Source organism: Bradyrhizobium sp. JR4.1 (genome assembly GCF_040548605.1).
Lineage (GTDB): Bacteria > Pseudomonadota > Alphaproteobacteria > Rhizobiales > Xanthobacteraceae > Bradyrhizobium > Bradyrhizobium canariense.
The window spans coordinates 269,321-295,232 of the sequence record NZ_JBEPRY010000006.1 but is presented as its reverse complement, the minus strand read 5'-3'; the positions used below and the strand labels follow the sequence as shown (position 1 = coordinate 295,232).

Below are 25,912 nucleotides of genomic sequence, written 5' to 3'. Positions count from 1 at the left end.
TAATCCGGAGTGCGCGCAATGGACGCCAAGACCCAACAGCAATACGCCGAGACCTTTCATGCCCTTCACAGGAAGGGCGATCCGCTCGTCCTGTTCAACGCCTGGGACGCCGCCACCGCCAAAGCCATCGCGAAGACCTCTCCGGCCATCGCAACCAGCAGCGGAGCGGTCGCCTCCGCACTTGGATACGCCGACGGAGAAAATATCCCGCTCGACATGCTGACCGGCCTGGTCTCGCGAATGACCGCGGCCGTGTCGGTGCCAGTCTCAATCGATCTGGAGGCAGGATATGGCGACACCCCGGAGGCCGCCGCAAGATCGGCGACCGAGATTTTGAAAGCCGGCGCCGTCGGCATCAATATCGAGGACGGGCTCTCGGGGGGACAGCGGCAGCTGGTCAATCCCGAACGCCATGCCGCCAAGATCAAGGCCGTGCGGGACGCCGCGAAAGATCTGGGAGTTCAGCTGTTCATCAATGCGAGAACGGATCCGTTCCTTCTGAAATTCGGATCGCCGGACGAGTGCATGAACGAAGCGGCACGGCGGGCGAAGGTCTATGCCGAGGCCGGCGCCGACGGAATTTTCGTCCCCGGCCTCACCGACCTCGCTCTCATTGAAAGGTTCGTTCAGCTCACGCCTCTGCCGGTCAACATCATGGTGACACAAGGCGTTCCCGCAATCCGGGATCTGGCTCGCGTCGGCGTTCGGCGGGTGAGTCTTGGGCCCTGGCCGATGATGGCAGCGATGCGGATGATCGGACAGGCCGCGGCTGCGGTCGCTGCGACCAAGCAATACGGCACGTTCCTGCAACCGAACGCCTGAGCCTGGCCATCACTAGCTCGAAGCAGCGTTCTGCGCCGACCGCTTCACGCTTTTCGAATCCATCGGATGGACGTCGAGAGCGGTCAGCGCAGTTCCTATGCGTTACTGTCCATGGCCGCGATCAACGATGCGATCTCGATGGTCGCGAAATTGCAGAAGCTGTCGGAGACCGCGTAGGGGAAGATGATCTTGTCGCGGTGGCGCATCGCGCCGCAGGTGTAGACGACGTTTGGAACATATCCTTCGCGTTCGGAAGGGTCCGGGCGCAATAGCGGCAGGCGCAGGCGGCCGAGCACCTTCGAAGGGTCGTTCTTGTCCAGCAACGCGGCCCCGATCGAATATTTCCTCACAGGGCCGACACCGTGCGTCAGCAGCAGCCATCCCTCATCGAGCTCGATCGGAGATCCGCAATTGCCGATCTGTACGAACTCCCAGGGGTATCGCGGCTTCAGAATCGGCTGGCCGCCATCCCACGTATGGAGATCGTCGGAAAAAATCAGATAGAGGTTCTCGTTGTCCTGGCGCGCGATCATCGCATATCTGCCCCCGATCTTGCGCGGGAATAACGCCATGCCCTTGTTGCGCGCGGCATTGCCCTTCAGGGTCGATAGCCGGAACGATACAAAGTCGGACGTCTCGATCAGCTCCGACCGGATCGCGCGTCCGCTATAGGCGGTGTAGGTCGCGTAGTAGATCGTCTCGCCGGCGTTGCTGAAATGCACAAAACGGGCATCCTCGATCCCGTTCGACTGCGCTTCGGTGACCGGAAAAATCACCCGCTCGCTCAGATCTTGGCCAGCCGCGAATGTAACATCAATCCCGTCGCCGCCGGCGCTCGATGTCAGCCTGACGAGATCGGGGCTGGATGCAAGACGCGCCGTCGGGTCGATCGTCACGGTCCCGTCTGCCGCAATAAGCCCCGACCGAAATGTCAGGGACGACACATGACCTTCGCCGACGGCACGCAGACTCAGGATGAAGCGGAGGCTGCCTTCCGGCGTTCCGGATTGATCGGGATGTGGCACGATACTCGGATTGAACAATGCCGAGGCCTCGAACGAATATTCGTTAAGAAAATAGGCGCCCGCGAGTTGGCGCTGCACCTGCGTGAATACAGCATGGTCGGCCAGCGCCTCTTCCATTTCCGCGGCGCGTGCCTCGAAAATCTGCAACAGGTTGCGGTGACGGCCGAGGAAATTCTCCAGAACGTCGGCCAATTGCCGGTCAGCCGTCTCGGGATCGAGCGCGAGGACCCGTTCGACGATATGATTGGCGCGGGTCTTGTCTGTCGGATTGAGGTCGCGCGGCTCGGTTGCCGGCTTGAAAGGCCGAACGATGACACGGGTCGGATCAGGCCGCAGCTGAAGGGCTTGGCGTTTGAGGAAGGGAGATTGCGACAAAACGGCCTCGATGGGTTGAAGGAGGAAATTGTAACCGGCTCCGTCAGGCGACGAGAGGAGCAGGCTTGGCCCGGCTTTCGCTCAGGCGGGCAATTTGCCGAATCTCGGAAAGCCCAAGCAAATACGACACCACGGATTCCCCTCCGCGATTCTCATTGGGACGATCGGGGTGCAGGCCATCCCGGCAGCTTCCGGTTTCCAAATCGACCAGCGAGGCCGATAGATCGTTGCTGCCCAGAAACCACGCAAAGACCCGCGCGGCTTCGGCTTTCCACTCGACATCGTGATCGGCCCGCCATGCGGCAAGGCATGCCGCGATGGTCGCCGCGGCCTCCAGCGGCTGCTGGTCGAAGGCTTGCGAGGGTTGGCGTCGCTCACCAAATCCCGCCGTGCCGATCGGGCGGAATTGGCCCTTCGCCGAAGTTTGCCTCTTCACAAGCCAGCGCAGCGACTCCAGCCCGATATTGACATAGCGCGATGTCTTACTCGCCAGGCCCGTCATGATCAGCGCCTGGGGCAAGCGCGCGTTATCGTAGGCCAACCCATCCTCGAACCAGACCCAATCGCCTGTTGCCACAGTGTCGAAGATCAAGATCAACCGATCGGCAAGCACGGCACGCAAACGGGTCGCCTGGACATCGTTCGGGACAGCCGAGCAGTATGCATCAAGGCCCAGCAATACGAACGCCCACGCACGGGGCGAACGAAACTCTTCCGCTGTTGCCATCGCTTCGGAAAACAGCGCCGCGGCCCATGAGCGCCGCGACGTGCTGGCATCGGTCAACGCGCACACGCCTAAGGCCCAGAGCGTGCGTCCGTGACTATCCTCCGACCCCTGGTCCTCCAACCAGCAGCGGTTGAAGCCCATGAAATTGCGAAATCGTCGTGTATCCGGATTCCAGGCGTGCTGGACGAAGGCGGCAAATCGCGCCGTCAGGGCTTCCGGCAGCCGCTCTTCGCCCGGATTGTTGAGTGCACAGGCCACGAGCAGCGCCCGGGCGTTGTCGTCGACGCAATAGCCGTGGGCACGATCCGGCACGCTATGAACGGCATGCTGAAACAGTCCCGTGTCGTCACACATCGACAGGAAATGACCAAGCTGCATTTCCGGCGGGGCGCGGCTGTCGCGCAGCAGCGTACCAGTATCCGTGCGCGCAATGGTCTTGAGCCGATGCCGTCGGCCGGCGTTCTCGAAGACCGACATATAGCGTTCGGCGGTTCTTTCCCACGTCATCGCGCGGCTGCTCGAATAGGCGCGCTTGCGCATCGCCTGCCGAAGCACGTCGTTGGTGAGCAGCTTGGCGATTTCGATGCCGAGCGCTGCCGCATCGCCGAACGGAACCAGAATGCCGCGGCCATCGGCCAATAGTTCACGGGCATGCCAATACGGGGTGGACACCACGGCTTTACCGAGGCCGAAACTATAGGCCAGCGTGCCCGAGGTCATCTGGGCCTCACTGAGGTACGGCGTCACGTAGACGTCGGACATCGAGATGAAATCGAGCAGCGTTTTCTTGTCGACGAACTGATCGAGGAACACGACGTGATCCTCGACGCCAGCCTGGCGCGCGTGCGCCATCAGGGACTCACGATAGGCTTCGCCACGATCGCGCACGAGGTTGGGATGCGTCGCACCGAGGACGACGTAAACGGCGTCGGGTCGGGTCTTCAGAATCGAAGGCATCGCATCGATCATGACTTCGATACCCTTGTTCGGCGACAGCAATCCGAAGGTCAGGATGACCGACTTGTTGCTGAATCCGAGCGCAGCCTTGGCCGCGTCGGGTTCGACGAACGCAAATTCCGGGATACCGTGCGGGATGATTTCGATCTTCTCGTCAGCCACGTGGTAGACGGAACGCAACAACTCCCGACCCTTCTCCGCCATCACGACGACCTTGGACGAGCATTCGACGATGCGCGCGATGACGTCACGCTGAGCCTCCGTCGGCTCGGACAAGATCGTATGCAGGGTTGTCACGATCGGTATGGTCAGGCGCGACAGGAGCGCCATGATCTGGCCTCCGGCCTCGCCGCCGAAAATGCCGAACTCGTGTTGCAGCGAAACGGCCTCGAAGCCGCCGCTGTTCAGATAAGCGGCCGCACGGACATAATCATCTTGCCTGTCGTCGTTGATCTCCAGGCCCACGGTGGCAGGATAATCGTAGACCTGGCCGTGATCGGTCATCGCGACGATGACGGTCTCCAGATCACTCCGGGACGCCGCAATGGCGCTCTGCAAGTCGGTGGTGAAGGTCGCAATGCCGCAGCGGCGGGGAAGCGAATTGCCGATGAATGCGATACGATTTACGGCAGCCAATTTGGCGTCTCCGATTGTTTGAGCGCGGCGGTCTCGAAGGGAGACGCGACCAGGGTGCTGGGAAAGGCGTGCGGTCCGCGACTGGCGCTCGCGGCGCTGCGCTCTATCAACGCAGCGAGGTTTATCTTCGGGCCGGGATAGGCCAGTAGCGCTTTCAACCCGTTCGCACCGACCTCGATTTCCGCATGGTCGGCTTCCAGGAAGATCGCCTCCCCCGGCGCCAGCCTCGTCGAGCCGAGTTGGGCCTGGCCTTCTATCGCCAGCAGCCAGGTCTCTTTCGGTGCGTCGAGCATCCAAACGGAGCCCGGAGCAAGGTCAATTTGCTCCAGCGCAAAATATGAATTGACCGTGAGGACCGTTCGCGCGCCGCTCAGACGTTCGGACGGCAATTGGATCTGGCGCGGGCCTGCTGTCGCCACCGCGACGGCATTGTCGATGTGCAGTTGGCGCTGTCGTCCATAGTCGAACAGCCGGAACGTGGCGTCGCTGTGCTGCTGGATTTCGACGAGCACGATGCCGGCGCCGATCGCATGTACGGTTCCGGCAGGAATGAAAATGGCGTCGCCTGGATGAACCGGCTGCCAATCCACGATATCGGCGATCGAGCCGTCAGTGATTGCCGCTCGCAACTCTGCGGCGGAGCGCGGATGGTTCAGTCCCACCGCGACCCTAGCACCGGGGATCGCGGAGACGATGTACCAGGCTTCGGTCTTGCCGTTGGCAAGCCCGATCGAGCGCGCGAACGCATCATCCGGGTGAACTTGAATCGATAGCGGCTCGGAGGTGAAGAGCATTTTTAGCAGCAACGCCGTCTCCGGCCCAGCAAGGCCCGGACGCTCGAACCACAATTCCCCGATCGGGCCGTCGCTCGTCGACGCCAGGCTCCAGGGCCGCAGATCGAGACTGCCCCAGGGCTTCGGCTTGGTTCGCACGATAGCATGTTCGATCGTCAAGCGGGCCCCCAAAGGCTGTGCGATCAATCGTTGACTGTTCGTGCCGGGCGCGGGCCGGTCCAGGGCGGAAGCGCATCCCATTCGGCCCTTCGCATGCGGCGCTCTTCATCGCCGACCTTCACGAAGACAAACGGAGCGTCGTCCTGCCCGGTCTTCGATCCCGTGAATGTGGCCGGAAGCCCGTTCGAATTTCGGATCGTTGCTGTGTTTGCCACGTAGCCTCCTGACGACCTGCGTGCGAGATCGCTGCTGCAGATCAATTGAAAATGGATTCCGCTGCATGAAGGCCGACGCAGCGACCCGCAGCGGCACCGGAGATACCAATCAGTCCAGGAGATTTGTATTTTGGGATATCGGACATCCGACCGCCTTCGTGGTTGAGGCGGGAGCGCAATGCTCTCAGTCACCGATAACTGCCAAGGGCGGGCGGCGATATCGAGCATATAGGAACGCTGTCGCCCAATAGCGAGACGAGAGCATCAATCAGATCGGCTTTATTAGCTGTATCTTTGTGTTGGCATTGCTCTATGGTCACACGGCCTGACGTCTGAGTTGACAGGGCTCATCGCTCGATTTCAATACTGGCCGGCTGATCCCCCTCTCAGAAGGGTTTTCGGCAATCGGATGTCGCATGGTTTCAACGGACCGTTTCCGGCAAGAGATTCGATCCCGGCTCGAATTGGCGAATGCGCAAGGCCTTAAGAACGTGACCATCGAGTGTGGCGAGCTTTACCGGTCCATGAGCCCGCTGCCCACGTTCAATCGATGGATGATCTTCTGCTGCAATGCTATGCGCGCGGAAATGGCCTTGACCGATCATTTGATTTTCGACGACAGGAACGAAAGCTTGCTGACCGTTCACTATGCATTGCCGCGTCAATGCCGACCAAAGCCAAACCAGGCACGATCGAAGTAACGCGTTTCGTTGATTTCGATGGCTAGCCGGTCGTTGCTGCCGTGGCGGCTCCGAGAGTAGACGCCCTACGCCGACCGCTTCACCGCGGTCACGCCGGCCGGTGCAATGTCGAGACGAGCCAACATCGCCCGCGCCTGCTCGGCGCAGTGCTCGATCAGCCAGCGCTCGAAGGCGACAGGCGCGAGCGCGGGCGCGTAAAGAAAGCCTTGCACGACGTCACAGCCGAGTTCGGCCAGCACCTTGCGTTGCGCCTCGGTCTCGACCCCTTCGCCGACGACGGTCATGCCGAGGCCCTGCCCGACGCGCACCACGGCGGTGGCGATCGCGAGCGCGCCAGCGTCACGCTCGATGTCGCGCATGAAGCTGCGGTCGATCTTGAGCTCGCGGATCGGCAGATGGGCGAGCCGGCTGAGGCTGGAATAGCCGGTGCCGAAATCGTCCACGGAAAGCCCGACGCCGAGCTCCCGGATCGCGTTCATCGTCTCGAGCGCGGCGACGCTGTCCTGCATGAATGCGCCCTCGGTGATCTCGAGCATGAGCGCATCCGCCGGCAGATCGTATTCGGCGAGGATGTCCTTGAGCCGCGCGGCCAGCGTGACGTTGCGGAAGTTGATCGGCGACAGGTTCACCGACACAGATGGAATGTCGAGCCCGGCGCGGCGCCAGCTCGCCATCTGCCGGCAGGCCTCGCGCACCGACCACAGGCCGATCTGCTCGATCAGGCCGCACTCTTCGGCAAGCGGGATGAATTTTGCCGGCGAGACGTCGCCGAGTTCGGCATCGTGCCAACGCGCCAGCGCCTCGACGCCATGGATCGCGCCGTCGCAGCTGCGAATCTGCGGCTGATACCTGAGGGTCAGCGCGCCCTCGGCGATGGCGCGGCGCAGCGCCGCAATCAAGGCTAGCCGCTGCTCGGTGAGCCCGTTCATCTCGGCGCTGAACAGGCGATGGGTCGAACGTCCCGCCTGCTTGGCCATGTACATTGCCGCGTCCGCCTGTTGCATCAGGGTGTCGATGTCGGTCGCGTGATCGGGATAGAGGCTGACGCCGATGCTCGCCGACATCTGCAGCTGCCTGGAGCCGAGCCGCAGCGGCGCGGCCAGCGCTTCGGTGATTCCGGCCGCCACGCGCGCGGCACCCTCGGCGTTGCGTCGTGGCAGCAGGATGACGAACTCGTCGCCGCCGAGCCGCCCCAGCATGTCCTCGGGTCCGATCTGCTCGCGCAGGCGCTGCGCCAGCTGGATCAGGAGCTCGTCGCCGGCGGCATGACCGAGCGTGTCGTTGACGTCCTTGAAATGATCGACGTCGAGGAAGGCCAGCGCGACGTGGCTGCCGGTCGGGCAGGCATCGATGGCGGTGGTGATCAGGCGTCGCAATTGTGCGCGGTTTGGCAGACCAGTGAGGATGTCGTGATAGGCGAGCCGCGCGATCTCGGCGCGCGCTTCCTTGCGCTCGATCGCGAAGGCGCCGAGATTGACGCAGGCATCGACGATGCGGCGGTGCCAATTGCTCGGCGCGCGCGGCTCCCGGTAGTAGAAAGCGAAGGTGGCGATGACCCGTCCGTCCTTGGCCTTGACCGGCGTCGACCAGCATGCGCGCAGGCCAATCGCGAGCGGCATCGCCTTGTAGGGCTGCCAGCGCGGGTCGGTCTCCAGATCGGTCGCCAGCACCGGCTCGCCGTAGAAGGCCGCGGTTCCGCACGAGCCGACATTGGGGCCAATGGCAATGCCCTCCAGTGCGCGGGAATAGTCCTCGGGCAGGCTTGGGCCGCCGAGCGGATGGATCAGGCCCGCGGCATCGACGTGAAGCAGCGAACAGACGACGTCGGGCGCGATCTGCTCGACACGGCGGCACAGCCGGTCTGCAATCTCGCCGATCGGAACCTCATCAGCGAGCGCGCCCATGATGAGCTGCTGGAGCGAGTGCAGCTGCTTGGTCTCCGTGATGTCCTCGAGCAGCGCGAAGATGTGCTTGACCTGGCCCTTCCTGTCGCGGAAGGCATCGATGCGGGCACAGACCCAGATCTCCTCGCCATCCTTGTCATAGGCGAGCATCTCGACCTCGCCGCGGTGGCCGCCATCCATCAGGCGCTTGACGAGCTTCGCAACGGCCTTGCGATCGGTGTGGCGGCCGGCGATCAGGCCCCGGGCACGGCGGCCTTCGGCTTCCTCGCTGGTGTAGCCGAACAGCGTCGTGAAGGCGGAATTGACGTAGACGATGTTCTGGTCGGTGTCGGTGATGAGCACCGCGCGGTTGGTCTGGTCGGAGACGGCGTGGAGAAGCCCGATCCTGACGCGGCGCTCGGCATCCGCGGTAACGTCACGCGCGAACACGATGCGATGGGTCACGCCGCCACTTGCAATGGATGAAAGCGAGATGGCCGCCCGGATGCGGCTGCCGTCGTGTCGCACCAGGCTGATCTCGTCACGGAATTCCGCACACGGTTCGGCCTGGAGGCATTTGAGGCTGAGAAGTCCGGCGTCGCGGCCGAGCACCTCAGCCCGTGCGAGTTTCCAGATCCGCTCTGCACCGGCATTGAAATGCGTGATGCGATGCGCGCTGTCGACGATGACGATGCCCTCGTCGGCGCGTTCGAGCGCGGCCAACAGCACTTCCGGAGTTTCTGTCATGGGACAATCGGAGGCAGACATCGTTGGACCCGGAGGCATCGGGAAGATATGGCAACCGAGGCTAGCGCCGCGATGGTGTCCAAGACGTTTTTGCAGTCCGCTCGCACCGCGACATGCTTAACATTCCGCAAAAGACGCGAAGGTAATTCGGTGCGTACGGAACCTATTCGGGGGCGGTTCCCGCCTGAAGCTTGCCGGCGACGGCGCGCACCTTGCGCGGCGCGGCTTGCCAGATCGAGAGCGCCGACAATCCGCTCACGATGATGGCAACGCCAAAGGCGAGCGTGTAGTCGCCGAGTCGATCGTAAAGCAAGCCTGTGACCCAGGGACCGGCGGCGCCGCCCGCCAATGCCGCCAGCATGATCGTGCCGAAAATGCTGCCCTGGTGCTTGCCCTGAAAAATCTCGAACACCACTGCGCCCATGATCGAGGTCAGGCCGTAGCCGAGCGCGCCTTGGGTGAACACCATGAGATAGACCAGCCACAATGACGGCTGGAATTTCAGAGCCATCAGCGCCGCGAAAGAGATCGCAAAACCCGCGCAGCTGATTGCCCATACCCATTCCCGCCCGATCCGGTCGGAGACATGGCCGAGCAGGATCTGGCCGGGAATGCCGAGCAGGCTGACGATGCCGAGCGCCCACACCGCGACACCCGGGCTGAAGCCGATGTCGAGCAGGAATTTGGTCTGGTGCACCTGCACCGCGTACCAGATGTACAGGCCGCAGAAATAGCCGAGCGCGATCCACCAGAACCGCGCCGTGGTGACCGCTTTCCGGAGTGTCCATTCGGTCCGGGCCCAGACGGGATCGACGATGTTGGAGACGGGTTTTGCGGCGCCTGCGGCCGGCGCGGCATCGCCGTCAGGCCGCAGGCCGATATCCTCGGGGCGCCTGTGCAGGAACAGATTGATCGGCGCCAGCACGATCAGAATCATCAGGCCCATCGCCGTGCAGGCCGCGCGCCAGCCGGTCTGTTCGATCAAGTGCTGCACCCAGGGCAGCAGCGTCACCGAGCCGATGCCGACCCCGGCGAAGGCAATGCCGATGGCGAGGCCGCGTGTGCGGATGAACCAGTTCGGCAGGAACAGCGACTGGCCGGAATAGCCGAGACACACCGAGCCGGCGCCAACCATGACGCCGATGGTGACGTAGAGATGCCATGGCTGGCTGGTGAGCGGCGCGAGCAGCAGCCCGCCACCCATCAGAACCACGCCGAGCTCCATCACCGCGCGCGGGCCGGCGCGGTCCATCAGCCGGCCGATCAGCGGGCTGACCATGCCCGACACCACGAAGCCGAAGGAAAAGGCGCCCGCGGTGACGCCGCGCTCCCAGCCGAACTCGGAGATGATGGGAGGAAAGAACAGCGAGAAGGCGGTGCGCGCGTTGACGCCGATGGCCATGGTGACGAAAGTCACCGCGACCACGACCCAGCCGTAGAAGAACGGAAGCCGCATTGTGTGTTTCATCCCTGGACGGTCCTTCCGACCATCCGGGACTGCCCGGGTCAAGCGCTTTTCGCGCATGCCCGTTGAGTAAGGTGATCGCGCTGGAAGAAGTACTGGCAAGCACCTCGCCTGCGGCCATCCTTCGAGACGCCCGCTTCGCGGTCTCCTCAGGATGAGGACAGAGTGTTTGGCGACAATTCAACAGGCCCCGATGCCACCTAGCCTCATCCTGAGGAGACCGCGAAGCGGTCGTCTCGAAGGACGAGGCGGGAGCTCAGGCGGCGTCGAGCTGGGATGGTTTGACGACCGCGTCGAACAGGATCCGTTCGATCGGGTGCGGGCGGCCGAACAGATAGCCTTGCGCGAAATTGACGCCGAGCGCCTTCAGCCGCTCGTACTCCTCGCGGGTCTCGACGCCTTCGGCGGTGACCGACATGTCCAGCCCGCGCGCCAGCGTCACGATCGAGGAGATGATGGCGGAGCTGCGCGGCTGATGCGTGAGGTTGCGGATGAACGATTTGTCGATCTTGATCTTGTCGAACGGGAACGCGGTCAGATAGCTGAGCGACGAATAGCCGGTGCCGAAATCGTCGAGTGCGAGCGCGATGCCGATGCTCTTCAGCCGCTCCATGAAGGCGTGGTTCTCGACGCCGCGTTCCAGCAGAACGGATTCCGTGATCTCAATCTCCAGCCGCCGGGGCGGCAACCCGGAATCGGCGAGCGCCGCGCTGATCATCTCGAACAGCTCGGCCTCCTTGAACTGGATCGGCGACAGGTTGACTGCAACCGCAAGGTCGGACGGCCAGCCGGCCGCGTCCGCGCAGGCGCGTCGCAGCACGAACTCGCCGAGCGGCACGATCAGCCCGGTCTCCTCCGCAAGCGGGATGAACTGGTCCGGCGCAATCAAGCCGCGCGTCGGATGCCGCCAGCGCACCAACGCCTCGAAGCCGCGCCGCGCGCCACTGAGGGCGTCGACGAAGGGCTGGTAGTGCACCTCGAGCTGGCACCGCGCGATGGCGTCGCGCAAATCGCCTTCCAGCGTGCTGCGCGCCTCGAGCTCGGCCGACATTGCCTTGTCGTAGATGGTGAAGCAGTTGCGGCCCGACGATTTCGAGCGGTAGAGCGCCAGGTCGGCCTTCTTCAGCAGCTGCTCCTGATCGCTGCCGTGATCGGGCGCGATCGCAATGCCGATGCTGGTGCCGATCTCGACGCGGTGTCCGGGAAGAAGGAACGGCTCGGCCACAAGCTTGGCGATCCGCCCCGCCAGTTCGGTCGAGCAGACGCGCTGATCCTCGCAAGCTTCCTGGATGATGGCGAATTCGTCGCCACCAAGCCGGGCCAGCACGTCGCTGGCGCGCAGCGCGGATTTCAGCCGCTGTGCGACCTGGCGCAGCAGCGCATCGCCGGCACCGTGACCGAGCGAGTCGTTGACGTTCTTGAAGCGGTCGAGGTCGAGCATCAGGATCGAGAAGGTCCGACCGCCGTCCTTCAAACGGCCATTGAGCTCGTCGAGCCGGGCCAGGAAGAAAGCGCGGTTCGGCAATCCGGTCAGGATGTCGGTCTGGGCGAGTTCGAGCACCCGCCGGTTCGCCAGCGACAACCGCTGCGAATTGCGGCTTGCGAGCATGAGATAGGTCGAAAGCGACAGCGTCAGCAGCATGCCGACGATCAGCACCGCGCCCGCGCGATCGTAAGTCGTCTCCAGCGGACCGCCGGCAGTCGGCACCGCCCGCACCTGCCAGTCGGTGTCGCCGATCTTGAGATTGCCCGACCAGTGCAGGGCCCGCGCGACGTCCCGCATCGACTGCGGCGCCGTGGCGGCCGACGAATAATCCGGCAGCATCTCCTCCAGGCCGACGATCTGCCACGCAAACGGCGGATAGACGTTGACGCTGACCGCGGGGCTTGCGCCGGTGGTCACGCGAATGGACTGGATCAGCAGCGGCAGGTCGAAGACGCCGACGACGAAGCCGGCGAGATTGCGGCGTCGGTCCACGACCGTGTCGCGCGACGTTCCCTTGGCGTAGACGGGAATGGCGACGAGAACGTCGGGCAACCGGCCGCCCGCCCTCGGCTCGAAGAGGCGGGTGCGAATGGCCGAGACCCGGTCGGTGTCGCGCGCGCGCTCGAGGAGCGCGCGGCGCTCCGGAACGGTCGCGTAGTCCATGCCGTAGACCGGAGACGTCTTCGGCTGGGTCGAGTAGAGCACCGGAAAATATTCGTCGCTCTGCGGCGCGGTAGCGAACCCATCGCCCTGGAGCGACTTGATGCGATACCCGGAGACACCGTCCATGATCGCCGCGGCCTCGTATTCGGCGCGCTCCTTGCGGTTCACGCGCGGCACCCAGGAGATGCGCAGCATGCCGGGATGGCGCTCGAACAGGCGGGTGCTGAAGGTCTCGAATTCGCTGCGGGTGATCTCCTGGTTGGTCGATTCGAACAGCGTGCGCAGCGCGACGAGCCTGGAGATGTACTCGCCCATGCCGTTCTGCATGACGATCACTTCAGTCTCGGCCGCGTTCTCGAACTCGATCTTGTTGACGCGGCCTTCCCATCGCGCCACCGCGGCTGCAGCCACGACCGAAAACAGAAGACCAACGCCGACCGCAACGAGCGCAGGGCGATAGAGCCCGAGCAGCGGCGCGGCACGCCACCATCCGGTCATACGCCTCCGATCCTGATCGTTCTGATCCCGACCGCCCATTCCAGAAACCGCCGTCCCCTCTCCCGGTCAACCGAACCTCTGGTTGAACCGCCGGAGCCATTATCGGAACAGGACCGCGGTTAAGAACTGCACAATTTCGGAACCCGGCTTTTCTGCATTAGCCGGCTTAGTTAATGAAGTGCAGGGTGATGCGGACGTTGTCGAAGCAAGTTGCCGGTTTTCCCCGGAGTAGTACGGAGCCATCGATACATCGCCGGTTCATCCTGCGGCGATAGCTTTCCCGAAGCTACTCACCGCACCGGCAAGACTTTTCCTGATGTATCGATCTCGATCTGCGACGTCCATCGTCATGACCGTCGTCCTGCTGGCAGCAATCATGCTGCCGGCGAAAGCCGACGAGATCGGCGTCAGCGAGGATGCGATCCTGTTCGGCCAGGCCGCAGCACTTGAGGGTCCCTCCTCCGCACTCGGACAGCGGATGCGGCAGGGCATCGTCGCAGCCTTCACCGAAATCAACGCCAAGGGCGGCGTCCACGGCCGCAAGCTCCAGCTCATCAGCCGCGACGACGGCTACGACCCCGACCGCTCGGTAGCGCAGACGCTGCAGCTGATCGAGGACGACAAGGTGTTCGCGCTGATCGGCGCGGTGGGCACGCCGACCGCGGTGGCGACGATACCGATCACCAGCGCCAGGAACGTGCCCTTCATCGGTCCGTTCAGCGGCGCTGAATTTTTGCGCGACCTCGAGCTTGCCAGCGTGGTCAACATCCGTGCGAGCTATGGCGCCGAGGCCGAGGCATGGATCAAGCACCTCACGGAGGATCGCCATTTCACCCGCATCGCCATTTTCTACCAGGACGATTCCTTCGGGCGCGACGGCCTTTCCGGCGTGAAACGCGCGCTTGCCAGGCGCGGCCTCGAGCTCGCCGCCGAAGGCACCTTCGAGCGCAACACCCGCGCCGTCGCTTCGGCCTGGCGCACGATCAAGCGCGTCGAACCCGAGGCGATCGTCATGGTCGGGACCTACGGTCCCTGCGCCGAGTTCATCAAGCTCGCGCACCGCAGCGGCGCCAATCCGACCTTCGTCAACATCTCTTTCGTCGGCGCCGTTGCGCTCGCCCGGGAGCTCGGCCCCGAGGGCGAAGGCGTCGTCGTCACGCAGGTCGTGCCGTTTCCCTGGGACCGCTCGCTCAAGCTGGTCGCCGACTATCAGGCCGCGCAAACCGCGTTCGACCCGACGCTGACGCCGAATTTCGTGTCGCTCGAAGGCTACATCGCCGGCCGTCTCGCGGCCGCGGCGCTGGAACAGGCCGGACCGCAACCGACCCGCGCGAGCCTGCTGCGCGCGATCAACGATGTCGGCCGCTTCGACATCAGCGGCAGCACCGTCACCGTCGGCATGCGCATGATCGACGCGCCACCAAAGGTGTTTTTAACGGTGATCCAGAAGGACGGGACGTTCAAAGCCGTGGACCGGCTGTAGAGCGGATCACGGCCGCCGCGTCCAGCGGTCGGCGTTGACGGCGCCTTGTGGGGCCTCGCCTTTGACGATCGCCTCGACTTGGCGCACGGTTTCCAGCGACTGATATTCGATCGCCTGCGGCGTCAGGCCGCCGACATGCGGCGTGGCGATGACGTTGGGATACTTCGCAAGCTCCGGATTTGGCATCTGGTCAGGCGCGCGGCCGACATCCATCGCGGCACCCGCGATACGATCTTCAAGCAGCGCCTTCGCCAGCGCCGCTTCGTCGACGAGATTGCCGCGGGAGAGATTGACGAAGACCGCATGCTTCTGCATGCGCGCCAGCGCCGCCTCGCCGATCAGGTTTTCGGTCTGCTCGTTGGCGATGGCAAGGCAGACGACATAGTCGGACGCGGCGAGGAGCTCGTCGAGGCCGACCTGCCGGATGGCGCTGTCGCTCACGGTCGCAAACGGATCTGCGACCAGCACCTCCATGCGCATCACCTTGGCGATGTCGGCGAGGTAACGCCCGATGCTGCCATAGCCGATAATGCCGATCTTGCTGCCGGCGAGCTGACGGCCCATCCGGGCTTCCGGCCTGCGACCGGCGTGATAATCGGCCGTCGCTCGGGACACGCCGCGGGAGAGATCGACCATGAAGCCAACCGCGAGCTCGGCAACGGCTTGCACGAAGCCGGGCCCGGCGCGGGTCACGAGCACGCCGGCGTTCGACGCGGCCTCGACATCGACGTTGCGAATGTCGACGGCGCAGCGGACGAAGGCGCGCAGGCGCGGCAACTGCGCAAAGATCTCGCCGCGTCCCTCGGTCATCCGATCGGCCACGATGATGTCGACATCTTGCGCAGCGCGCACGAGGCTGGCTGAGACCAGCGTCTCATCGCTCTCGTGCAGCACCACCTCGGCGGCCGCGCGCAAACCGTTCAGGCTGCGATCGCCGTAGTAATTGCGGCGCATCTCCGGCGTGTGGGCCAGCAGGACTTTCACGGCAAGACTCCTTCAGTAGCCGAACGCGCGCGGCAATGCCGTGCTGAGCCATGGCACGAACGCGATCACGAGCAGGCAAAGGAACAATAGGCCGAGATAGCCCATGATCGGCTTCACCGTCTGCTCGATCGGCACGTTGCCGATCAGGCAAGCGCCGTAGAGCCCGAGCCCGAGCGGCGGCGCGAACAGGCCGATGCCCATCGCGATCACGAGCACGACGCCGAAATGCAGGGGATCGATCCCGAGTTGCACGGCCACCGGCAGCAGCAGCGGCCCGAAGATGATCAGCGCGGCCGCGCCCTCCAGCACCGAGCCCATCACGATCAGCACGGCGATTGCGAGCAGGATGAACAGCCAGGTGCCCGAGGTCTTGGACAGTCCCAGCATGAAATCGCCGACCGCATGCGGCACCTGCTGCAAGGTCAGCGTGAACGCCAGCGATTGCGCCGCCGCGACAATGAACAGCACGAGCCCCGCGCGCGTTGCGCCCTGGACGAAGCTGTGCGCAGCCGATGTGAAGCTGAGCTCGCGGAACACCACGCTGCCGACGACGAGCGCATAGGCCACCGCGAAGGCGGATATCTCGGTCGCGGTGGCAAAGCCGCTCTTGAAGCCGAAGAAGATCATGAAGATCAGGCCGAACGAGGCGATCGCGCCACTCCAGAGGCCCGACACCGGCATCTGCGGCGCGATGTCCTCGGCGTCAGACGCAGTCTCAGCCGGAGTCTCAGTCGGCGTCTTGCCGAAGATGATGGAGACGGCGATCAAGGCCAGCGCCATCAGCGCGGCCGGCAACAGCCCTGCGACGAAGAGGCCGCCGATCGACAAATTCGCGACGAAACCCAGGATGATCAAATTGATGCAGGGCGGAATGGTCTCCGCCATCACCGCGGAGGCCGCGAGCAGCGCCACGGCACCGCCCGGGTTCTGCTTGGAGCGGCGCGCCGCCGGAATCAGCACGGAGCCGACCGCGGCGACATCGGCCATCTTCGAGCCGGAGATGCCGGAGAACAGCACCATCGAGGCTACCATCACGACGTTGAGGCCGCCGCGCATGCGCCCGACTCCGCGCTGCAACAGCTCGATCAGCCGCACCGACATGCCGTTGGCTTCCATGAGGTAGCCGACGAGAATGAAAAACGGAATCGCGAGCAGCACGAAATTGTCGATGCCGCGCGCCATCTGCTGGGCGAAGATGACGCCGGGCAGCGCGCCCTCGACCCAGATGAAGATCAGCGCGGCCAGCGCCAGCGCAAAGCCGATCGGCAACCCACCGACCAACGTCGCGAAGAAGCCGATCAGCATCAGCGTGCCCGCCGACGGCACCGTGGCGGGCGACAGATAATCCCAGGCGAGATAGAGGCCGGTCACGACGGCAATCGCGACGAGGCCTCTGACGATGTCGGGGAGCGGCCTGGCGCAGAGCTGGTCGATCGCAAACACCGTCATGAACAGCGCGCCGGCGCCCATCGGGTAGAAGGTCAGCTCCAGCGGCAGGCCCGACCCGGTGGTCTGGCCCGCCGTCAGCGAGCCGAGCTTGATGGAATTGTAGGCGACATAGCCCGAGATCAGCACCACGAGCAGCGCACTCGCGGCATCGACCAGCGCGCGCAGCCGTGCCGGCGCCAAATCGCGGAAGAAGGAGACGCCGACATTCTCGCCGCGCGCGAGCGCACTCGCCGCGCCGAAAAAGGCCGATCCGACCATCAGGCCGCGCGCGACGTCGTCGGACCACTCCACCGGCGCGTTGAAGCAGAAGCGCAGCAGCACGGAGCCGCAGACAACGACGAGATCCGCAGCCAGCAAAATGGCCGCGATCGCGTCGCTAATGCGAAGCAGCAGGGCGATGCTCCCGTGGCGGCCGCCCGAGAGAGGTACGGCAGCTGTCATTGCCACGTCAGGCCTGCGTGGCGCGGATGATGTCGATGACGGCCTTGGAGTCCGGCCGCGCCTTGATGAAGTTCTCGATTTGCGGCGCGACGCGCTTCTTGAACGCCTCGCGGTCGCATTCGGCCACCGTCACGCCCTTTTCGGTCAAAGCCGACAGCGCCTCCTTCTCGACCGCGAGCCCATGGGTCCGCGTGTCCGCCGCGGCCTTCTTCGCGGCATCGAGGAAACCGTCGCGCAGCTTCGGATCCATGCGATTGTAGGTCGTGTCGCTGAAATAGATCGCGAGCGGCGAGAAATTGTGCTGCGTCAGTGAATAGAATTTCGCCGTTTCGAAGAACTTGCTGGCCAGGATGGTCGGCGGATCGTGCTCCAGCCCGTCCAGCACGCCGGCCTGCAATGCCGTGTAGATTTCGCCGAACGCCAGCGGCGTCGCGGCGGCCCCCATCAGGCGCAGGCATTCCGTGATGACGGGATTCGGCAGGGTGCGGATCTTGAGACCGGCGAGATCTTCCGGCGTCTTCACCGGCTTCCTCGCAAGTACGCTGCGCGAGCCGAAATTATAGGCCCAGGCGATGATGCGGATGTTGCTGCCCTTGAGCAGCGCGTCCTCGATCGGCTTGGCCGCGCCGGCGTCGAACGCCTTGGTCTGCTGCGGAAAGCTCGAGAACAGAAAACCGAGGTCGTAGGTGCCGACCAGCGGCACCAGATTGGCCGAGATCGAAGAGCCCGACACCATGAGGTCGATGACGCCGAGCTTCACCGAGTTGATAACGTCGATTTCCTGACCCAATTGGTTGTCGGGAAAGAACGCGACCTCGACCTGCTCACCGAGGCCGTTCGCCTTCAGGTTCTTCACGAGATTGTCGTAATAGACGCGGCCGTTGGCGAATTTGGGATCGTTCGGCAGCGAGGAGGAGCATTTCAGCTTCAGCGTCGCGGCTTCGGCGCGGCCGATGAGTGCGGGGGAGAACACGAGGCCGGCGGCAAGTCCCGTCGACGACTTGATGAACGCGCGACGGTTCACGGGCACGATGGACATGGTGCGGTCTCTCCCCAATTATTATTTTTCGCGCCACGGTCGTTGCCGCAGCCCGTTTCGCGGACTGTATGGCCAAAGCGGCGGTGCAGGCAAGACTTGCGGCCGACCGCTGCAAAGCGGCGGATCGCGAAGATCGCCGGCATCAGCGCGCGGCGAAACAGCCATGTTTTTGCGGGATTCTCGATCAGATCGGCATGGGGCCGATGCGCGAGAAGATGCTTTCGCGTAGCATTGGGCATCGATCCAATTGGCGCATGGATCAATGCGCAATTCACATGGATGCCGCCAGAACGATGCTGCACCAGCTCCGGCAGACCTTCTGCCCCATTTTGCCGCAGCTCAACGTGATCCAGTGCACAGACAGACGCATGGCGGCCACCTAGAAAAGGTGACATCATCGTGCGCATTGCCGATGGAGGTGACACCATGCGCCGTCCAGTTCTTCGCAATTTGTTTCTTGCATCCGGTCTTCTCGCGCTCACGCAATTGACGACGCCCACGGAGGCGGCGGCCGAAGCGCGGCTCGCACTCGTGATCGGTCAATCGGCCTATCGCACCGTGCCGGAACTGCCCAACGCAGCCAACGATGCCAAGGGCATGACGGAGCTGCTCGGCAATGCCGGCTTCACCGTCACCACGGCATCCAATCTGGCGCAGAACGATATGCGTCAGGCGATCTCGGATTTCGCCGGCAAGGTCAGCGCCAGCGGCGCCGACACCGTCGCGCTGGTGTTCTATGCCGGCCACGGCCTCCAGATCGACGGCGAGAACTATCTCGTTCCCGTCGATCTCGACCCCAAGCGCGAAGCGGACATTCCGCTGCAGGGTGTGCGGCTCAACGATTTGCTCAACACGCTCGGCGCGCTGCCGACACGAGCCCGAATCTTCATGCTCGATGCCTGCCGCAACAATCCGTTCCCGGCGCTCAGCGGCGCCGGACACGGGCTCGCAATCGTCGACACCAAGGCCGGCGCGCCGGGCTCCTTCATTTCCTATTCGACCTCGCCGGGCTCCGAAGCCGAGGACGGCAGCGGCATCGACAGCCCCTACACCACCGCGGCGCTGACCGTCGCCAAGCAGCCCAATCTGCCGATCGAGGAAGTGTTCAAGCGCATTCGCGTCGCCGTGGCGCAATCGACCGACGGACGCCAGATCCCCTGGGAAAGCTCGTCGCTGACGACCGACTTCAAGTTTTTCGGCGGCGACAGCAGCGGCAGTCAGACTGCGCTTCCTGGCGCATCCTCCATGGCACTTGCGAGCGGCACGCGCAGCCTCGAGGATTGGCGCAAGGATTTGCAGGGCAAGCCGGCCATGGTCGCCTACGAGATGGTGATCACCGACGACACCGTGCCGGCGTATCAGGCCTATATCGAGTTGTATGCGCAGGATACCCGTACGCCGCGGCTGCGCACGATTGTGGAGCGCCGGCGCCAGATGCTGGCGTGGGAGCGCGCCACCGCGATCAACACCCGCGCCTCGTTCGAGGCTTATCTGGCGAACTGGGACAACAGCGACCTCGCTGCGACCGCACGCAGGCTGCTGCTTCGCGTGCAGAACCGCAACTACGTCTTGCCTGCCGCGGTCGCGGCCGCTCCTGCCCCGGTCGCCGTCGCAATGGCCCCGACCTGCCCCTGCTCGACACCTTCGACACCGGCAACGCCGATCAACCCGACAATCGCGCCTGTGATCAAGAAGCGCGTCGACGACACGCCGCCGAAGCGCAAGGTGGTCGACACGCCACCCAGGCCGCGCCGACCGCCGCCTGATGAAGTGATCTACGAGCGCGCGCCGCCACCGGATCGCGGCCCGCCGCCCGGCGCCATCATGCAAGGCATCGGAATTGGTGTCGGGATCGGCATGGGTATGGGCGGCGGCCGCGGCGGCGACTATCACAACGACCGCGGCCGGTACTGAGACCACTCGCGAGATACGGAGGACAGATCTGTCCTCCGTCATTGCGAGCCACCGGGGCCGCGCTTCGCGCGGACCCGGTGGCTCGCAATGACGACGGATGGAGATAAACTGCGTCTTCTGCTTCCCGATACGGAAATGCTGTAGTCTAACCGACTAACGCCAGGGCTTTCCGGGGACTCCACATCGATGCCGCACGACGCTCACGCCAAGCCAGCTTGGCCGCTGTTTCGCTCACTCGCGTCCTATTCCCTCCCGGGCGACCTGATGGCGGGGCTGACGCTCGCGGCGATCGCGATTCCCGAGCAGATGGCCACGGCGCGGCTCGGCGGCTTCGCGCCGCAGATCGGCTTCTTCGCCTTTATGGCGGGCTCGCTCGGCTTTGCGATGCTCGGCGGCAACCGCTTCCTGTCCTGCGGCGCCGATTCCACGATCACGCCGATCTTCGCCGGCGGACTGGCGGCGCTGGCCGCCACCGGCTCGCCTGAGTATCAGGGACTCGCGATCGCGCTGGCACTGATGGTCGGCGCGATGATGCTGGCCGGCGGCGCTTTCCGCCTCGGCGGCATCGCCAATCTCTTGTCCGTGCCCGTCATGGTCGGCTTCCTCGCCGGCATCTCCGTCCACATCATCGTCTCGCAATTGCCGGGCGTGCTGGGTCTGGACTCGCCGGGCGGGCCGACGCTCGATCGCATCGGTGTGCTCGCAAGCGAGCTCGGCCGCACCAATCCCTTCACGCTGTGCATCGGCTTCGGTGTGCTGGCCGTGGTCTTCGTCTCCGAGAAGGTCAGCGCAAAAATTCCGGGCGCGCTGATCGGGCTCGTCGCCGCGACCCTGGCCACGATCGCACTCGGCCTCGAGAGCAAGGGCGTCAATGTCGTAGGCCTCGTGCCGGGGACGCTGCCGCGGCCGACCTTCCCCGAGCTTGCACCGGAGCAATGGGTCCGCCTCGTGCCGCTCGCCTTTGTCATCACGGTCGTGGTGATGGTGCAGACTGCGGCGACGACGCGCTCGTTCCCGTCCGATCCCGACAAGCCGGCCGATGTCGATCGCGATTTTCTCGGCGCAGGCGCCGGCAGCGTGCTGTCGGGGCTGTTCGGCGCGTTTCCGGTCAATGCCAGCCCGCCGCGGACGGGCATTGTCGCCGAGACCGGCGGACAATCGCAGCTCGCGGGCCTCGCCGCCGCTGCGATCGTGCTGGCGCTGCTCGCGTTTGGAACGGGATTGCTGCAGCACGTTCCGGACGCAGCCCTCGGCGGCATCCTGCTGTTCGTCGCGTTGCGCATCATCCGCGTGAAGCAGATCGCCACGATCTATCGCCAATCCCCGAGCGAATTCCTCCTGATCGCCGCCACCGCCGCGCTGATCATCGTGCTGCCGATCCAGCAAGGCGCGTTCCTCGGCATCGTGCTGTCGCTGCTGCACGGCATCTGGAGCACGACGCGCGCGCGGCTCGTCGAGTTCGAGCGCGTGCCGGGCACCACGATCTGGTGGCCGGCGCATCCGCACATCGCGGGCGAGCGCATCGCCGGCGTCGCCGTGATCGGGTTGCAGGCGCCGCTGTCGTTCCTCAATGCGCCCGGCTTTCGCAGCGACGTGTCCAGGGTGCTCGGCGCGACGCCGCCGCAGCTGCTGGTGCTGGAGGCGAGCGGCATGGTCGAGATCGACTTCACCGCCGCACAGATCCTGCTCGATGTGTTCAGGGCGTGCAGCGAACAGGGGGTGACGGTCGCGCTGGCCCGGCTGGAATCGGTGCGCGCGCAGGACGCGTTCGAGCGGTTCAGGCTGTTCGAGGCCCTGCCCCGGGAGAACGTCTTCCACAGTGTGGACGAGGCCGTGCGGAAGTTGGCGAAATAGGAACAGCTTTGGTTCGCGCAGGTCGAGCCGCGAACTCGCTGTAACCTCTCCCGCCTGCGGGAGAGGTCGGCGCGTCCCGGGCGATGCGAAGCATCGTCCCGCGCGCCGGGTGAGGACTTTGTCCTCTTGGGGATTGTCCCGTTGCGGAGACACCCTCTCCCCGACCCTCTCCCGCAAGCGGGGGAGGGAGCGCACCGCCTTCACTGCGCCAATGTCGGATGATCCCGCTGGACCGTTTCGCGGATCCAGCTGGCATGGATCGCGCGAAACAGGATCTGCGCCGTCTTGAGGTCGTTCGCTGTCATGCAGAGATCGACGATGCGATGGACTGCGTCGTCGCGCATCAGCCCATCCGAGATCTTCATCGCGATTCCCATCGCGACTTTCGCCGCGCGCTCGTAGCGCGCGCTGTCGCGCTTGTCGTTGCGCGCGCTGCCTGCCGCGCTGGCCGCAGCCGCGTCACAGATCGCACGGATGCGCTCGGCGGCGTCGATGTCGCCGAGCGGTCCTTCGACCGTCTCATCCCAGACGTCGCCCGCCTTCTTCCTTGCGAACCACTCCATCACCCCGCCACCCGTGGTCTTCCGGCCACCGCATTGTTTCTGCTTCAGCGCCACCCAGCATAGAGAACCGCAGTGCGATCGGCGAGGCGGTTTTCCGCCACGGCTTTTTGCGACGCACTCAGGACGTCCGACGCGGCCCGATCGCCTCGAACTGCGCCTTCTGCTCGTCGCTCAACGTGCCATAGAAATCCTCGAGCGCAGCGCGCACTGATTTCACGCCGTCCAGCATCATTTCGAGCCGCTTGTGAACCGCGGCCATGCGCGCCGGTGGTGTCATCACGTCGCTGGGCTGGCACGCGTCCTTGAGCGAATCTTTGACCCTGGCGCTGGTATCCTGAAGCACTTGCAGAGCAGCACGCTGAGTCTCACTGGGATGGAGCCGCGCGCCGATCTCGCCGGCTGGCCAATCGAGCCCAACAGGCGCACCGCAATTCTGAACCAGCGATGCGCTGGCGTCGCGGGAAGCCGCTGTCCGGCGCTGATCCTCGGCCAACGCATTGAAACGGGCCTTCTGCTCGTCGGTGAGGGCCCCATAGAATTTGTCGAGCGCCGGTTGCACCAGCTCGACGGCCTTCTCCATCGCCTCGATGCGCTGCTGCATCGCCGCCAACCGACCGGGCGCCGTCGCCGCGACTTGCGTTGGACAGGCCGCGCGGATGAGCTCTGCTGCCTGGATCGAGACATTGCCGAGTTCGTCGAGGCTTGCGCCTTGCGCCTCGGTCGGCTGCACCGCCGCGACGATCTGGTCGATCGGCAGACCGACGATTTCGCGACGGTCGCTGCCGCAAAGCTGATCGAGCGCAACGCCTCGCGCTTGCCGTCGTCCCTGCGGTCGTTGCGGCAGATAGGCCGAGAGGCGATCATAGCCATAGGGGCCGAACATGCCGGCATAGATGTCGGGATAGCCGTAGCCCCAGAAGCCGAGACCGTCGCCCCAGATCGCGTAGTCGTAGAGGTCGTTGTAGGCGAACGGCCAGAACAGCGGCCCGACCCAGCCATAGCCGCCCCCGGCATGTTGCCACCAACCGCTGCTTGCGCCATGCCAGCCGGCAAGGGCGGCCGCAGCTGCGATCTGGGCCCGCGCCGCCGGATTGCTGATCAGCCGGCCATTGCGAAACGCGCTGGAGTGCGCGTTCAGGGCATTGCGAAAATGCGCGGGACGGATACCCGCATTGCGGATCTGACCTAATTTCGAGGAACCATGTCGGGCTCCGGCTGCGAACCGCGTCCCGCCAGGATGCCCGCCGCCGCCATGCGCGTGCCCGAAACCGTGACCGCCGAAATGACCGCCGCCATGATGGCCACCCCCGTGCCCACCGCCATGCCCGCCCCCGTGCCCACCGCCATGGCCGCCTTTCGCCAGTACCGCTCCCGCCAGCATGCAGGCAAATGCCACCGCGGCAATTCGAATGACCGGTCGCACCATTGTACCCTCCCGCGCAGGACCCGGCCATAAGGCGTCGGAACTGGCGGGAATTGGAACCGGCAGGACTGCCGAAAGTTCCCGGTCGTTAGCTGCGCAGACTCTACGCCTCCGGAACAATCTTGCCGGGGTTGAAGATGTTTTGCGGATCGAGCGCCTTTTTCAGCGCCCGCATCGCGTCGATCGCCTCGGGGCCGAGCTCCGCCTTGAGATATTTCTGCTTGCCCTGGCCGATGCCGTGCTCGCCGGTGCAGGTGCCGTCCATCGCCTGCGCGCGCTCGACCAGCCGATGCATGAACTCCTCGCCGCGGGCCATCTCGTCGGCATCGTTGGTGTCGCAGACCAGCGAGCAGTGGAAATTGCCGTCGCCGACATGGCCGACGATCGGCGACAACAGGTTGAGACGCTTGAGATCTTCCTCGGTCTCGCCAACGCATTCGGCAAGCCGCGAGATCGGCACGCAGACGTCGGTCGCGACCACACCGATGCTGTCGCCCGGCCGTAGCGCCTTCACCGACCAATAGGCGTCGTGCCGCGCCTGCCACAGTTTTGTGCGATCCTCCGGCTTGGTGGTCCAGGAGAAGTCGCCGCCGCCGCAGTCTTTTGCGATCTCGCCGAAGGCCTTGGACTGTTCGCCGACCTCGATCTCGCTGCCGTGGAATTCCATCAGCAGCAGCGGCGTTTCCGGCAGCGTCAGCTTCGAATAGGCGTTGCAGGCCCGCACCTGCGCGGCGTTGAGCAGCTCGATGCGCGCCACGGGAATGCCGGTCTGGATCGCCAGGATCACGGCCTGACACGCCCCGTCCACGGTCTCGAACGACACCGCGCCGGCCGCGATCGTATCGGGGATGCCGCGCAGGCGGATGGTCAGTTCGGAGATGATGCCGAGCGTGCCCTCGGCGCCGACGAACAGATGCGTTAGGTCGTAGCCGGCGGATGATTTCTTCGCGCGCGTGCCGGTCGTGATGATCTCGCCGTCGCCTCGGACCACCTTCAGCGCCAGCACACTGTCGCGCATTGTGCCGTAGCGCACCGCGTTGGTGCCGGAGGCGCGCGTCGAGGCCATGCCGCCGAGCGAGGCGTCGGCGCCGGGGTCGATCGGGAAGAACAGGCCCTGGTCGCGCAGATGCTCGTTGAGCGCCTTGCGGGTGACGCCGGGCTGGATCACGCAGTCGAGGTCCTCGGCATGCACCGCGAGCACCTTGTTCATGTCGCGCAGGTCGATGCAGATTCCGCCGGCGGGTGCGTTGACCTGGCCCTCGAGCGAGGTGCCGGTGCCGAAGGCGATGACGGGCACGCCGTTTGTCGCGCAGATCCGCACCACGTCCTGGATGTCGGCGGTCTCCTGCGCCATCACCACGCCGTCCGGCGGCTGGTTCACGAGCCAGGTGGTGGTGTGGCCGTGCTGCTCGCGGACGGCCTGCGAGGTGATGAGGCGGTTGCCGAACTGCGCGGCAAGCTGCTCCAGCGCGTTCGCGAGGGCTTTCGGCGCCGGCCGCGGCGGATTATTGGTGATGGTCGTACCCACGGACGTTCCTCCCGACGAGACGAACCGTGGCAAAGGACATCTCACCGGTCAAGTCAAGCGACCGGACGCATAGCTGGGGAA

The 25,912-nt window shown here is 64.7% G+C and carries 18 protein-coding genes; 5 read left to right on the top strand and 13 right to left on the bottom strand.

Annotation, left to right across the window (positions count from 1 at the left end; translation table 11 throughout):
- Positions 1–18: 18 nt before the first annotated feature.
- Complete coding sequence (locus ABIB90_RS16520) at positions 19–822, top strand: isocitrate lyase/PEP mutase family protein (RefSeq protein WP_354201153.1); 804 nt, start codon at positions 19–21, stop codon at positions 820–822.
- Between the two features lie 95 nt (positions 823–917).
- Here ABIB90_RS16520 and ABIB90_RS16515 read toward each other — a convergent pair whose 3' ends face one another.
- The 3 genes from ABIB90_RS16515 to ABIB90_RS16505 are packed head-to-tail and all read right to left on the bottom strand — an operon-like array spanning position 918 to position 5,495.
- Positions 918–2,222 (bottom strand): glycoside hydrolase family 130 protein, encoded by a 1,305-nt coding sequence (locus tag ABIB90_RS16515; RefSeq protein WP_354201152.1) that lies wholly within the window; start codon positions 2,220–2,222, stop codon positions 918–920.
- 43 nt (positions 2,223–2,265) lie between these two features.
- Entirely contained in the window at positions 2,266–4,542 is a 2,277-nt protein-coding gene (locus ABIB90_RS16510) for a glycosyltransferase family 4 protein (protein WP_354201165.1), read from the bottom strand.
- Positions 4,530–5,495 (bottom strand): class I mannose-6-phosphate isomerase, encoded by a 966-nt coding sequence (locus ABIB90_RS16505; RefSeq protein WP_502918240.1) that lies wholly within the window; start codon positions 5,493–5,495, stop codon positions 4,530–4,532. Before ABIB90_RS16505 ends, ABIB90_RS16510 begins: the two co-directional genes overlap by 13 nt.
- A gap of 631 nt (positions 5,496–6,126) precedes the next feature.
- On the opposite strand from ABIB90_RS16505, the gene ABIB90_RS16500 reads away from it, so the two are divergent.
- Positions 6,127–6,411, top strand: coding sequence for a hypothetical protein (locus tag ABIB90_RS16500; protein ID WP_157158654.1), 285 nt, complete (start codon positions 6,127–6,129; stop codon positions 6,409–6,411).
- A 65-nt stretch (positions 6,412–6,476) separates the two neighbouring features.
- On the opposite strand, the gene ABIB90_RS16495 is transcribed toward ABIB90_RS16500, so the two are convergent.
- The 3 genes from ABIB90_RS16495 to ABIB90_RS16485 form a co-directional block, all read right to left on the bottom strand.
- Complete coding sequence (locus ABIB90_RS16495; RefSeq protein WP_354201150.1) at positions 6,477–9,062, bottom strand: EAL domain-containing protein; 2,586 nt, start codon at positions 9,060–9,062, stop codon at positions 6,477–6,479.
- 142 nt (positions 9,063–9,204) lie between these two features.
- Positions 9,205–10,497: an MFS transporter gene (locus ABIB90_RS16490; RefSeq protein WP_354201164.1), complete on the bottom strand. Its 1,293-nt coding sequence runs from the start codon at positions 10,495–10,497 to the stop codon at positions 9,205–9,207.
- 265 nt (positions 10,498–10,762) lie between these two features.
- On the bottom strand, positions 10,763–13,153 hold the full coding sequence (locus ABIB90_RS16485) for a bifunctional diguanylate cyclase/phosphodiesterase (RefSeq protein ID WP_354201149.1): 2,391 nt from the start codon (positions 13,151–13,153) through the stop codon (positions 10,763–10,765).
- A 316-nt stretch (positions 13,154–13,469) separates the two neighbouring features.
- On the opposite strand from ABIB90_RS16485, the gene ABIB90_RS16480 reads away from it, so the two are divergent.
- Positions 13,470–14,636, top strand: coding sequence for an ABC transporter substrate-binding protein (locus tag ABIB90_RS16480; protein WP_502918239.1), 1,167 nt, complete (start codon positions 13,470–13,472; stop codon positions 14,634–14,636).
- Positions 14,637–14,642: 6 nt separating this feature from the next.
- Here the strand turns inward: ABIB90_RS16480 and ABIB90_RS16475 are convergent, their stop codons facing one another.
- The 4 genes from ABIB90_RS16475 to ABIB90_RS16460 are packed head-to-tail and all read right to left on the bottom strand — an operon-like array spanning position 14,643 to position 18,977.
- On the bottom strand, positions 14,643–15,620 hold the full coding sequence (locus ABIB90_RS16475; RefSeq protein WP_354201147.1) for an NAD(P)-dependent oxidoreductase: 978 nt from the start codon (positions 15,618–15,620) through the stop codon (positions 14,643–14,645).
- Between the two features lie 12 nt (positions 15,621–15,632).
- A complete protein-coding gene (locus tag ABIB90_RS16470) occupies positions 15,633–17,510 on the bottom strand; it encodes a TRAP transporter large permease (protein WP_354201146.1) in 1,878 nt (625 codons plus the stop codon).
- Between the two features lie 7 nt (positions 17,511–17,517).
- Positions 17,518–18,549, bottom strand: a complete 1,032-nt coding sequence (locus ABIB90_RS16465) for a TRAP transporter substrate-binding protein (RefSeq protein WP_354201145.1) — start codon at positions 18,547–18,549, stop codon at positions 17,518–17,520.
- Positions 18,531–18,977, bottom strand: coding sequence for a hypothetical protein (locus tag ABIB90_RS16460; RefSeq protein WP_354201144.1), 447 nt, complete (start codon positions 18,975–18,977; stop codon positions 18,531–18,533). The genes ABIB90_RS16465 and ABIB90_RS16460 overlap by 19 nt, the downstream gene beginning before the upstream one ends.
- Here ABIB90_RS16460 and ABIB90_RS16455 point away from each other — a divergent pair.
- Both ABIB90_RS16455 and ABIB90_RS16450 read left to right on the top strand, forming a co-directional pair.
- On the top strand, positions 18,976–20,463 hold the full coding sequence (locus ABIB90_RS16455; protein WP_354171205.1) for a caspase family protein: 1,488 nt from the start codon (positions 18,976–18,978) through the stop codon (positions 20,461–20,463). The genes ABIB90_RS16460 and ABIB90_RS16455 overlap by 2 nt on opposite strands.
- Positions 20,464–20,649: 186 nt before the next feature.
- On the top strand, positions 20,650–22,317 hold the full coding sequence (locus ABIB90_RS16450) for a SulP family inorganic anion transporter (RefSeq protein WP_354201143.1): 1,668 nt from the start codon (positions 20,650–20,652) through the stop codon (positions 22,315–22,317).
- 200 nt (positions 22,318–22,517) lie between these two features.
- Here the strand turns inward: ABIB90_RS16450 and ABIB90_RS16445 are convergent, their stop codons facing one another.
- The 3 genes from ABIB90_RS16445 to ABIB90_RS16435 all read right to left on the bottom strand — a co-directional run bounded on the left by ABIB90_RS16445 (position 22,518) and on the right by ABIB90_RS16435 (position 25,831).
- Positions 22,518–22,880 (bottom strand): hypothetical protein, encoded by a 363-nt coding sequence (locus tag ABIB90_RS16445; RefSeq protein ID WP_354201142.1) that lies wholly within the window; start codon positions 22,878–22,880, stop codon positions 22,518–22,520.
- 118 nt (positions 22,881–22,998) lie between these two features.
- Positions 22,999–24,306 carry a Spy/CpxP family protein refolding chaperone gene (locus tag ABIB90_RS16440; protein ID WP_354201141.1) on the bottom strand — a complete coding sequence of 436 codons (1,308 nt, stop codon included), beginning with the start codon at positions 24,304–24,306 and terminating at the stop codon, positions 22,999–23,001.
- Positions 24,307–24,406: 100 nt separating this feature from the next.
- Complete coding sequence (locus ABIB90_RS16435; RefSeq protein WP_354171197.1) at positions 24,407–25,831, bottom strand: FAD-binding oxidoreductase; 1,425 nt, start codon at positions 25,829–25,831, stop codon at positions 24,407–24,409.
- Between the last annotated feature and the right edge of the window lie 81 nt (positions 25,832–25,912).

What these genes read in the sequence shown, in the direction of transcription:
- ABIB90_RS16520 (WP_354201153.1), top strand. Translation starts at nt 19, where the DNA reads ATGGACGCCAAGACCCAACAGCAATACGCCGAGACCTTTCATGCCCTT.
- ABIB90_RS16500 (WP_157158654.1), top strand. Translation starts at nt 6,127, where the DNA reads ATGGTTTCAACGGACCGTTTCCGGCAAGAGATTCGATCCCGGCTCGAA.
- ABIB90_RS16495 (WP_354201150.1), bottom strand. Translation starts at nt 9,062, where the DNA reads ATGTCTGCCTCCGATTGTCCCATGACAGAAACTCCGGAAGTGCTGTTG.
- ABIB90_RS16490 (WP_354201164.1), bottom strand. Translation starts at nt 10,497, where the DNA reads ATGCGGCTTCCGTTCTTCTACGGCTGGGTCGTGGTCGCGGTGACTTTC.
- ABIB90_RS16485 (WP_354201149.1), bottom strand. Translation starts at nt 13,153, where the DNA reads ATGACCGGATGGTGGCGTGCCGCGCCGCTGCTCGGGCTCTATCGCCCT.
- ABIB90_RS16480 (WP_502918239.1), top strand. Translation starts at nt 13,470, where the DNA reads ATGTATCGATCTCGATCTGCGACGTCCATCGTCATGACCGTCGTCCTG.
- ABIB90_RS16470 (WP_354201146.1), bottom strand. Translation starts at nt 17,510, where the DNA reads ATGACAGCTGCCGTACCTCTCTCGGGCGGCCGCCACGGGAGCATCGCC.
- ABIB90_RS16465 (WP_354201145.1), bottom strand. Translation starts at nt 18,549, where the DNA reads ATGTCCATCGTGCCCGTGAACCGTCGCGCGTTCATCAAGTCGTCGACG.
- ABIB90_RS16455 (WP_354171205.1), top strand. Translation starts at nt 18,976, where the DNA reads ATGCGCCGTCCAGTTCTTCGCAATTTGTTTCTTGCATCCGGTCTTCTC.
- ABIB90_RS16460 (WP_354201144.1), bottom strand. Translation starts at nt 18,977, where the DNA reads ATGGTGTCACCTCCATCGGCAATGCGCACGATGATGTCACCTTTTCTA.
- ABIB90_RS16450 (WP_354201143.1), top strand. Translation starts at nt 20,650, where the DNA reads ATGCCGCACGACGCTCACGCCAAGCCAGCTTGGCCGCTGTTTCGCTCA.
- ABIB90_RS16445 (WP_354201142.1), bottom strand. Translation starts at nt 22,880, where the DNA reads ATGGAGTGGTTCGCAAGGAAGAAGGCGGGCGACGTCTGGGATGAGACG.
- ABIB90_RS16440 (WP_354201141.1), bottom strand. Translation starts at nt 24,306, where the DNA reads ATGGTGCGACCGGTCATTCGAATTGCCGCGGTGGCATTTGCCTGCATG.